This is a genomic window from Kitasatospora sp. NPDC004289 (assembly GCF_053602875.1).
On the sequence record NZ_JBSGEL010000024.1, the window covers coordinates 109,513 to 117,158 of the forward strand.

Genomic DNA, 7,646 nt, shown 5'->3' on the forward strand with positions numbered 1-7,646 from the left:
GGCGGTGACGGAATGGGGCGTTCGCGGCTTGACGATCGATCAGATCCCTTACGGTGTCCGGCAATCGAGGCCGAACAGGCCACCCACCCACATCCATCGCACAGGCAGCGCGACACACGAAAGGCACCCTGATGGCTGAAGAGGTCACCACCACCAAGACGGAGAGCGAGCCGCTGCCGGCGCCCGCCCCGCCGCAGGCCCTCGGCGGCCCGCTGATCCGCGCGGCACTCGTGCTCGCCCTCGGCGCGTTCGTCGCCCTCATGGACACCACGATCGTGGGCGTGGCGCTGCACTCCTTCACGGAGCACTTCAACGCCAGCCTGGCGGACGTGCAGTGGGTCTCCACCGCCTACCTGCTGGCGATGTCCGCGGTCATCCCGGTTACCGGCTGGGCGGCCCAGCGATTCGGCGCCGCGGCGTGCTGGACCGCCTCCCTGGCCCTCTTCCTGGCCGGCTCGGTCCTGTGCGGCCTGTCCTGGTCGCTGGGCGCCCTCATCGTGTTCCGGGCGGTCCAGGGCCTCGGGGCCGGCATGCTGTTCCCCCTGATGCGCATCCTGGTCGTCCAGCTGGCCGGCCCGCAGCGGATGGGCCGGATGATGTCCCTGATCGCCATCCCCATCCTGGTCGCCCCCATCGCCGGGCCGGTGATCGGCGGCGCCGTCGTCCAGGACCTGTCCTGGCGCTGGGTCTTCTACCTGAACGTGCCGGTCTGCCTGGCCGTGACCGTCCTGTCCCCGATGCTCATCCCCAACGTCAAGGGAGAGCCGCCGGGCCGGCTGGACATCAGCGGCCTGCTCACCATCAGCATCGGCCTGACCGCCGGGATCTACGGCTTCAGCCGGCTGGGCGAGGGCCGCTCCTTCGGCGACCCCCAGGTCCTCCTCCCCCTGCTGGCGGCGCTCCTGCTCCTGGTCGCGCACGGCGTGCTGGCCCGCCGCAACCGGGGGGCCGCGATCGTGGACTTCAGCCTGTTCCGGGACCGCAACTTCACCGCCTCCACCACCGTCTCGCTGCTCAACAACTTCGGCCTCTACGGAGCCGTCGTCCTGGTGCCCATGTTCTTCCAGCAGGCCGGTGGCAAGAGCCCGCTCGCCGCGGGGACCATCATGATCGCGCAGGGCTTCGGCGCGGCCGTCGCCGTCCTCCTGGTCGGAAAGGTCATCGACACCAAGAGCAACCCGCGCGCGCTGGTCCTCGCCGGCCTGCTGCTGGTCGCCATCGGCCTCACCGCGTTCGGCCTGGCCGACAGTGCCGACCCCGGTGTCGTGCTGCTCGCCGCGCTGTTCGTCCAGGGCATCGGCCTGGCACTGGCCGCCTCGCCCGTCATGGTGACCCTCTACCACTCGATCCCGCCGACCGGCGTGGCCGCCGCCACCACCGTCAACGCCGTCTCCCAGCAGCTCGGTGCGGCCATCGGCACCACGGTCATCGCCCTGCTGCTGCAGCACTCGCTCGCCGACGGCGCCAGCGTGATCCCGGCCTTCCACACCGTGTTCTGGGCGGCCCTGGGATTCGTGGTCCTGACCGCCCTGCCCGCGGCGCTGCTGCCCTCCGGCCCGGCCAAGCGGGCCTGATCCACCGCTCGCGGCGCCCCCGCGAGCAGCACGTGCGGACACCCCGCCGGAACCACGTCCGGCGGGGTGTCCGTGTTCGCTCACCGGTTCACTTGGGCGTGCCCCAGGGCTTGGCCTCCTCGAGCGCCGCGAGCACGGCCATGTCGTCCTCGTCGAGGGCGAAGCCGAAGACCTCGATGTTCTGCGCGATCCGCTCCGGGTGGGCGGACTTGGGCACCACCACGTTGCCCAGCTGCAGGCTCCAGCGCAGGCACACCTGCGCCGCGCTCCTGCCGTGCTTGCGGGCGACCGCCGCGATGTCCGGGTGATCCATGATCCCGTGCCCGCTGCCCAGCGGTGACCAGGCCTCGGTGACGATGCCGCGCTCGGCGTGCAGGGCCCGCGCCTCGGCCCGCTGGTGCCGGGGGTGCAACTCGATCTGGTTGACGGCCGGAACCACGCCGCACTCCTCGGCGAGCCGGTCCAGCTGCTCCCGCAGGAAGTTCGACACCCCGATCGCCCGGGCCCGCCCGTCCGCGTGGATCCTCTCCAGCGCCCGGTAGGTGTCGACGTAGAGGTCCTTGGCCGGCACCGGCCAGTGGATCAGGTACAGGTCCACGAAGTCCAGCCCGAGCCGCTCCAGCGACCTGTCGAACGCGCGCAGCGTCGAGTCGTACCCGTGATCGGCGTTCCAGACCTTCGTCGTGACGAACACCTCCTCGCGCCCGAGCCCCGACTCGGCGATCCCCCGGCCCGTCCCCGCCTCGTTGTGGTACTCCGACGCCGTGTCGAACTTCCGGTACCCCGCCTCCACGGCCGTCGCCACCGCGGCGGGAGTCTCCTCGTCCGGTATCTTCCAGACCCCGAAGCCGATCCGGGGCATCGTCACACCGTTGTTCAGCGTCACCGACGGAACCGGCCCGGCGCCGGCTCGGAGACTCACCGCGCCACCGGCTCTCCGTCGGCGCGCCGCGGGGCGGCGGGCGGCACCTGCTCCGCCCGCCGGCGGCGGGAACCCCAACGGCGGGACAGCGGGTCCTCGAAGAAGGTGTGCACCGCCGCCGCGATCACGAACGACACGACGAACAGCAGGGCCGCCGAACCGACCCGCTCGGCCCGCGAGGCCGGGTGCCCGTCGTTGATCAGCCGGTACATGTACTCCAGCACCATGAAGTGCACCAGGTAGAAGGCGAAGGTGACGTCCCCCAGCCACACCATGACCGGATTCCGCGCCACCGACAGCGAACCCCGGATGTCCGCACCGGCGCCCGCCAGCACCGCCATCAGCACCGGCACGACCGACATCGCCGTGATCGAGTACAGGTACGGCACCTGCGTGGCCAGCGGATAGGCCACCGCGAAGGCCAGGACCGCGTAGCTGAACCGCACGTTGAGGAAACGACCCGCCATCACGCCCCGGGCCAGCAGGATCCCGAGGACGAACTCCAGCAGCCGGGTGACCGGGAACAGGTACACGAACCAGTACTGGTCGTACGTCACGTCGAAGGGCGGGAACGTCGGCTGCGACGCGAACGCGGTCGAGGCCACCAGCGGCACCGCGATCACCGCCAGCACGGTCCCGCCCAGCCACCACAGCAGCTGCTTCGCCGGCACCCGCTTCAGGTAGCGGTGCAGCAACGGGAAGCAGAAGTAGAAGAACACCTCGCAGGACAGCGACCAGGACACCACGTTCAGGCTGTTGTTGGTCATGAACGACGCCTGCCAGGTGTGCACGAGCAGCAGGTTCGAGACCGCGTCCCCCAGGGTGACCGTGCCGCCGGTCACGGTCAGCAGCAGCACGACGGCGGCGAGCCAGGTGAGCACGTGCGCGGGATAGATCCTCGCGGCACGCCGACGCCAGAACGCCCTGGCCGTGTCACCCGGGCGCGCCGACCAGGCCATCACGAACCCGCTCAGCACGAAGAAGAAGCTCAGCGCCGAACGCCCCACGATCATCAGGACCGTGGTGTTGGTGCCGGTCCAGTCACCGTTGAACGACAGCGAGACGTAGGCGTGCGCACTGAAGACGACGATCGCACAGATGAAACGCATGCCGGCCAGCGACGGCAGACGCGACGCGGCGGGCGGCAGGGACACATTCGAGGCCACAACGTCTCCTCTCACAGAGATCCTCAAGGTCGCGGCGAACGTACCCAACCGGGCCACCCCCTGTATGCCAACCACAGGTGGCACCGGGGCCTCCAACCCTGGTTGCAGACCAGCGCCCCGACCAGCGGCCGCGCCGCTTCAGCCCGGCACCATCACCGCTCCAGAACGCGCGCCTACGCTGACCCCGGGAATGCCTTGCCGTCAGCCGGACAGCCGACCCACCGGCCCGTCCGACCACGGCCACGACGAGCGGGAGCACCATGCCGGACAGCAGGAGTGGCGTGCGGAACGCGGACGGGCGCGGGTGCGCGCGGTCGGCCCGGGAGCGGCTCACCCCGCCCGGCACCAGTACGCTCCTGCTCGGCGACGAACATCCCCTGATCCGCCGCGGGATCCGCGCGGTCCTCGACGGGGACCCCGCGTTCCGCGTCCTCGGCGAGGCGGCCGACGGCCACGCCCTCCTCGGGCTCGCCCACCGCCACCGACCGGACGTCGTCCTCCTGGACGCCGCCCTCCCCGGCCCGGACGTCCTCGACACCGTCCACCACCTCGCCGGCAGCTCCCCGCGCGGCACCGCCGTCGCGCTCCTCGTCCCCGACCACGGCCTCACCGACGACTGGACCCTCAACGCGGCCCGGGCCGGCGCGCGCGCCTTCCTGCCGAAGTACCAGAGTCCCGGTCAACTCCTCAGCGCCGTCAAGGGAATCGCCCGGGGCAACACCGTGATCGGCACCCGTACCGTCGACCAGCTGCTCACCGCGCTGCGTCGCACCTACCGGCCCGTCCCGACCCCGCCGCAGGCCGACATCTCCCAACTCACGCCGCGGGAACGGCAGGTCTTCGACCTCATCGCCCAGGGGCTGACCAACCAGCAGATCTCACACGCCCTCACCCTCACCGAGGGGACGGTGAAGTCCCACTTCAACCGGATCTGCCACAAGCTCGCCCTGCGCAACCGCGTCGACGCCGTCATCCTCGCCTACGAGTCGGGCCTCGGCACCGCGGCGACCGGTGCGGGGGCCGGCCCCGGTGACCGGGCTCGCCCCCGCGCCGCAGCCGCCGGGGCGCGGCCGGCCCGCGGACCGGTCACGCCTTCTCGGTGACCGCCGCCCGCGGCCACTGCTCCAGCAGCTGGTGCAGGCTCGAGACGATCCGCTGCCAGGACCCCTCGACCCCGCGCGGGTGGTTGAACCCGCCCGCGGCCTCGATGCTGATGAAACCGTGGAAGGTGCTGCGCAGGAGCCGCGCCGCGTCCGTCAGGTCGGGCTCGCCCAGCTCGTAGTAGCGCATCACCGCGTAGGTCAGCTCCACGCTCCGCGCGAACACCTCGGTCCCCGCGAACTCGGACGGGTCCAGGCGCAGTTGCGTCGCCGCGTACCGGCCCGGGTGGCGCAGCGCGTAGTGCCGGTAGGCGTCGGCGAACGCCATCAGCGCCTCACCCCCGGAGCGGCCGGCGATCGCGCTGCCGAGGCACTCGTTCATCTCCTCCGAGGCCAGGATCGCGACCCGGATCCGGATCTCCCGCAGACCCTTCACGTGTGAGTAGAAGCTGGCGTCCTTCACTCCGAACGACCGTGCCAGCGCGGAGATCGTGACCTTCTCGATGCCGACCTCGTCCGCGAGAGCGGCCGCGGCCTGAGTGATCCGCTCGACCGTCAACCCAGCATGCGCACCCATGATCCCTGCCCCAAACCTTGACCGATCAAGCGAGCGCCTAGCATACCTAAGCTTTACCCGGCCGGACTCGCTCGGAGACGGTCGGCGATCAGTCCGCCGTGGCGATCAGCGGCTGGAGCAGGACGTCGGGTTGGGCGCGCTGGAAGGCGTTCAGCTGCCACTTGTCGGCGAACAGGGCCAGCAGCACGTCGTCCGAGCGGCGGGTGAGCACCTCGCCGTTGATCAGGCGGGACTTGCCCAGGACGGCGGCGCCGTTGGCGTCGGTGATCCGGGCCACCCGGTAGGAGAGCTGGTCGAGGCTGATCGGGGAGGAGAACTCGTGCTCCATCCGGTGCAGGATCACGTCGAACTGCATCGGGCCGACCGCGGCCATGACCGGCGCCTGGTCGCCGCGCCGGTCGGAGACCAGTACCTGGATCACGCCCTCCTCGTCGAGCTGGGAGATGCCCTTGCGGAACTGCTTGGACCGGCTGATGTCCTTGGGCCGTGCCACCGCGAAGTACTCGGGGGCGAAGGCGGGCAGCGCGGGGAACTCGGCCTTCTTGCCCGTGAAGAGGGTGTCGCCGACCCGCAGCGCGCTCGCGTTGATCAGGCCGACCACGTCGCCGGGGTACGCGGTGTCGACCACGGTGCGCTCGGCTCCGAAGACGGTGTGGGCGTACTTGGTCGCGAACGAGCGGCCGCTGGCCGCCCGGGTGACGTGCATGCCGCGCTCGAAGACGCCCGAGCAGACCCGGACGAAGGCGATCCGGTCGCGGTGGGCCGGGTCCATGTTCGCCTGGATCTTGAACACCAGGCCGGAGAACTCCTCGCCGACCTCGCGGCTGCCGCCCTTGGCCAGCGGGCGGGGCCCGGGAGCCGGAGCGAGGTCGACCGCGGCGTCCAGCAGCAGCTTCACACCGATGTTGGTCAGCGCGGCGCCGAAGAAGACCGGGCTGATCTTGCCGGCTTCGAAGGCCTCCTGGTCGTAGCCGGGGCCGGAGGAGAGCACCAGCTCCAGCTCCTCCAGCGCGGTCGTCCAGGCTTCGCCCTCCTGCTCGGCGGCCTGCTCGGAGGTGAGCCGCTCCTCGAGGGCGGCGTGCGTGCCGGCCGGCACCTTGGTGTAGCGCAGCATCTGCTCGGTGCTCCCCGCTTCGACCAGGCCGCGCAGGTTGCCCGCGTTGCCCACCGGCCAGACGACCGGGACGGGGGTGATCCCGAGGTGGGTCTCGATGTCCTCGAGCAGGGTGAGCGCGTCCTGGCCGCGGCGGTCCCACTTGTTGATGAAGGTGATCACCGGGACACCGCGGTGGCGGCAGACCGCGAAGAGCTTGCGGGTCTGCTCCTCCAGGCCCTTGGCCGCGTCGATCAGCATGATCGCGCAGTCGACGGCGGCCAGCACCCGGTAGGTGTCCTCGGAGAAGTCGGCGTGGCCGGGGGTGTCGACCAGGTTCATCACCTGGCCGCGGTAGCCGAACTGCAGTGCGGCCGAGGTCACCGAGATGCCGCGCTCGCGTTCCAGCTCCATCCAGTCGCTGGTCACGCCGCGTCGGTCGCCCTTGGCGTGCACCGCACCGGCGGAGGTGATCGCCCGCGCGTGCAGCGCCAGCGCCTCGGTGAGCGTGGACTTGCCCGCGTCCGGGTGGCTGATCACCGCGAAGGTCCGTCGGCGGCCGGCCTCGTTGAGGACCTGCTGGACGGAGATTTGCTGTACGGAGCTCACGTGTTTCCTCGGGTACGCATCGGCAGCAGGCCGGTGACGCCTCTCCGTACCTGGTGAGCCGGCATCAGGTACGCGGGCCCAGACGACGATAATAGGCCGTCGGGCGGCGTGGCCCCGAAATCCCCGTTCTCGCGCGGGACCGCGCATCGCAGCGAACCGGCCGTCATCGCCCGGCGGAACGACCTGACCGACGGCCGGGATTCAGGCGAGGTGCTTGCGGGTGGTGGCCGGCAGTGCGCGCTTGTAGTAGCGCCAGGGGAACCAGCCCGCGCCGACCGGGAGCCAGCCCTCGGTCTCCATCCGGCGTTGGCGGGTGCTGGAGGCGAGGGTGACCCGGCGGTGCTCCCAGGGGTGGGCGGAGGCCTCGACCTCCAGGTAGGCAGCGCCGTAGCCGACCAGGTGCCAGCCCTCGTGCTCGCCCTCGGCCAGTGCCGCCATCTCGTTGAAGGCCGACACCGGCGCGATCCGGCGCCGCTCCGGTGCGTCCCGGCCGTCGGCCGGCGCGGCCGGGTGGACGCCGTCGCCGGCCTTGCCCGCGAACCGCTGCTGCCGGCTTCACCAGGACGTCACGGGGGTCCGTGAACGTCTTGCTCGTGATCTCTGCC

At 71.2% G+C, this 7,646-nt stretch carries 7 protein-coding genes; 2 read left to right on the plus strand and 5 right to left on the minus strand.

Annotated elements, in window-relative coordinates:
- The first annotated feature begins 131 nt into the window (after nucleotides 1-131).
- Nucleotides 132-1,574: a DHA2 family efflux MFS transporter permease subunit gene (locus ACWEPF_RS18505; protein WP_452173420.1), complete on the plus strand. Its 1,443-nt coding sequence runs from the start codon at nucleotides 132-134 to the stop codon at nucleotides 1,572-1,574.
- An 88-nt stretch (nucleotides 1,575-1,662) separates the two neighbouring features.
- Here ACWEPF_RS18505 and ACWEPF_RS18510 read toward each other — a convergent pair whose 3' ends face one another.
- Both ACWEPF_RS18510 and ACWEPF_RS18515 read right to left on the minus strand, forming a co-directional pair.
- Nucleotides 1,663-2,436, minus strand: a complete 774-nt coding sequence (locus ACWEPF_RS18510) for an aldo/keto reductase (RefSeq protein WP_452173429.1) — start codon at nucleotides 2,434-2,436, stop codon at nucleotides 1,663-1,665.
- Between the two features lie 56 nt (nucleotides 2,437-2,492).
- Nucleotides 2,493-3,605, minus strand: coding sequence for an acyltransferase family protein (locus tag ACWEPF_RS18515; protein ID WP_452173421.1), 1,113 nt, complete (start codon nucleotides 3,603-3,605; stop codon nucleotides 2,493-2,495).
- 338 nt (nucleotides 3,606-3,943) lie between these two features.
- On the opposite strand from ACWEPF_RS18515, the gene ACWEPF_RS18520 reads away from it, so the two are divergent.
- Nucleotides 3,944-4,765: a LuxR C-terminal-related transcriptional regulator gene (locus ACWEPF_RS18520; RefSeq protein WP_452173422.1), complete on the plus strand. Its 822-nt coding sequence runs from the start codon at nucleotides 3,944-3,946 to the stop codon at nucleotides 4,763-4,765.
- On the opposite strand, the gene ACWEPF_RS18525 is transcribed toward ACWEPF_RS18520, so the two are convergent.
- The 3 genes from ACWEPF_RS18525 to ACWEPF_RS18535 form a co-directional block, all read right to left on the minus strand.
- Nucleotides 4,749-5,339 carry a TetR/AcrR family transcriptional regulator gene (locus tag ACWEPF_RS18525; RefSeq protein WP_452173423.1) on the minus strand — a complete coding sequence of 197 codons (591 nt, stop codon included), beginning with the start codon at nucleotides 5,337-5,339 and terminating at the stop codon, nucleotides 4,749-4,751. The genes ACWEPF_RS18520 and ACWEPF_RS18525 overlap by 17 nt on opposite strands.
- An 88-nt stretch (nucleotides 5,340-5,427) precedes the next feature.
- The gene (locus ACWEPF_RS18530) at nucleotides 5,428-7,041 is read right to left on the minus strand and encodes a peptide chain release factor 3 (protein WP_452173424.1); all 1,614 of its coding nucleotides are present in this window, start codon (nucleotides 7,039-7,041) and stop codon (nucleotides 5,428-5,430) included.
- A 201-nt stretch (nucleotides 7,042-7,242) separates the two neighbouring features.
- Nucleotides 7,243-7,497: a hypothetical protein gene (locus ACWEPF_RS18535; protein WP_452173425.1), complete on the minus strand. Its 255-nt coding sequence runs from the start codon at nucleotides 7,495-7,497 to the stop codon at nucleotides 7,243-7,245.
- Between the last annotated feature and the right edge of the window lie 149 nt (nucleotides 7,498-7,646).

Bases quoted from the DNA above. Each gene is read 5' to 3' on its own strand.
- ACWEPF_RS18505 (WP_452173420.1), top strand. From the start codon at position 132: ATGGCTGAAGAGGTCACCACCACCAAGACGGAGAGCGAGCCGCTGCCG.
- ACWEPF_RS18510 (WP_452173429.1), bottom strand. From the start codon at position 2,436: ATGCCCCGGATCGGCTTCGGGGTCTGGAAGATACCGGACGAGGAGACT.
- ACWEPF_RS18515 (WP_452173421.1), bottom strand. From the start codon at position 3,605: ATGCGTTTCATCTGTGCGATCGTCGTCTTCAGTGCGCACGCCTACGTC.
- ACWEPF_RS18525 (WP_452173423.1), bottom strand. From the start codon at position 5,339: ATGGGTGCGCATGCTGGGTTGACGGTCGAGCGGATCACTCAGGCCGCG.